Here is a 1,871-nt window from a genome sequence, read left to right as displayed (position 1 = left end):
CGTGATGGTCATCGACACGAAACACATCGAAGTCAAGACATCCAAGGGGTCGATTGTATCAGTCCTGCTCAATAAACAAGTGACGTTCAAGAACAAAAGCAACCCAAAATCGAACGAGCCGCCGATCGTGGGCGACCGTGTCATTATTGATGCGATGAAAGACGACAAGACCAAGAAGGTGTCCGCGACAGTGGTTCATTATTCACCCGTAAAGACTGCGTCACCATCTCAATAGCCGATGCCGTTGATTCGTTTTGAGAGGGCCGTGCACGAATCACCGTTCCACGGAGGGGTGCGCCGTGCACTCACGCGTGTCCTCATCACTGGGATTGCGGTATTCCTGGCAATCGCGATCGTCCCTGGCCTGGAGGCTGACAGCCTGTTTACCGGTATTGCGGCGGTCCTGGTTCTCACCTTCCTAAACGTGATCCTTCGGCCTATTCTCTTTCTGCTCACCTTGCCGTTGATCGTCTTTACGCTCGGACTCTTCCTCGTGGTTTTGAACGCGCTACTGTTGCAATTCACGGCGTTCCTGGTGAAAGGGTTCACCGTCTCCGGATTCTGGCCCGCCGTCGGCGGCGCGCTGATCATTAGCCTGGTCACGACCATTCTTAACAGCTGGGCCGTCGACCGCCCCCCTCTCCCGGATCTCCCGGACGAACCTCGCCGTCCTCCCAAACTCATCAACCCGGATTGAACTCGCGCTCGGCAAATCGGCCTTCTTCTCTCATTCCGTCATGAAATTCACCCGACGGAGTGAAAGGTACCCATGGAACTCACGCGCAGATCATCTCGATGGTGCGGACGACGAGTTGGATGGCGATTCAGATGATACGTCGGCAATGAACGTGAGTGATGCAGCACTGACCGTGGAACGTCCCCTCCGATAGTCTCCGGTCCTTCTTTCATGATCGCGCTGAGATATCGCGTTCGATATAATGAGATGGCTCCAAGTCCTGGTGCAGGAGGGCGATCGTGGTTCACCGATTCAAGCATATTCTCCCCGTTGCGGTGCTGAGCGGCCTCTTCGTTCAGCTCGCGTGGAGTGATGAACCTCCGGCAGCAAAGAGTCTATGGCAAACCGTCACGGCTCTTCCCCCTACTGGTCAGCCACCGACACCAAGAAAACCGTGGGTTCTCCGCGAGCGAGAGATCGCGCTCGATCTTTCGCTCCTTTACGTGCTGAAGGATGCCGGAGCTCGCCCTCTACCCAAGATCACCGTGGAGCTCTTCGATAAGGCCGAGCCCGAACTAGATGTCTCCTCCACAGTATCTCGTATCAACGACACCGCCGTCATCCGCGGCACCCTCAATTCTCCCTTCGAAGGCGATTTTACCTTTGTGGTTACCGGCAATCTTTTGATAGGGACCATCCAGATGGGAGATCGGCTCTATAAGACTGAGCACATGGCCAATGGCCGACTGCGACTGGTCGAAGTCGATTCCGAAAAAATGCCGCCGGATTGAATTCCAAAGGGCGACATCAATAAATGGTTGGACCATTGACAATCGACTTTGATAATCAAGGCATTATTGATCATATTGCTCACGACGGTCGCAACGCTCATGCTTTCACCCTGAGAAGTCACGTGATCGGACAGCCGTGACACGACTCGGGCGACTACTGGCCGGAGAGAGTAGCTATTCCGCGATGATCCCGCTACAATGCCGTCGCTTGTATCCGAACGTATGGCCACAGCGACACCTCAAACAAAACCGACGCCCGAGACGCACCTTCAACGGACGTTGAACGCCGCGTTGAACGAGATCGGCACTGATGCTGCGTTGGCGGCCATCTTCCATCAAGAGGATGGTCCCCTCGTCGAACATGCGTCGCGCGGGTTCACACCGAAAGATGTCCAAGCCATTCT

General features: G+C 55.1%; 4 protein-coding genes. All 4 read left to right on the top strand.

The window, feature by feature from the left end:
• The coding region (locus tag ACOSYY_RS04115; protein WP_421661000.1) for a hypothetical protein at positions 1–235 on the top strand (235 nt) is incomplete at its 5' end.
• Between the two features lie 30 nt (positions 236–265).
• Positions 266–697: a phage holin family protein gene (locus ACOSYY_RS04110; RefSeq protein WP_421660999.1), complete on the top strand. Its 432-nt coding sequence runs from the start codon at positions 266–268 to the stop codon at positions 695–697.
• A gap of 278 nt (positions 698–975) precedes the next feature.
• The gene (locus ACOSYY_RS04105; protein ID WP_421660998.1) at positions 976–1,467 is read left to right on the top strand and encodes a hypothetical protein; all 492 of its coding nucleotides are present in this window, start codon (positions 976–978) and stop codon (positions 1,465–1,467) included.
• Positions 1,468–1,665: 198 nt separating this feature from the next.
• A partial coding sequence (locus ACOSYY_RS04100) for a hypothetical protein (protein ID WP_421660997.1) occupies positions 1,666–1,871 on the top strand: 206 nt, incomplete at its 3' end.

The organism is Nitrospira sp. BLG_2 (genome assembly GCF_049222245.1).
Note: the sequence above shows the minus strand (reverse complement) of the source record. Positions and strands in the feature narration are given on the sequence as shown.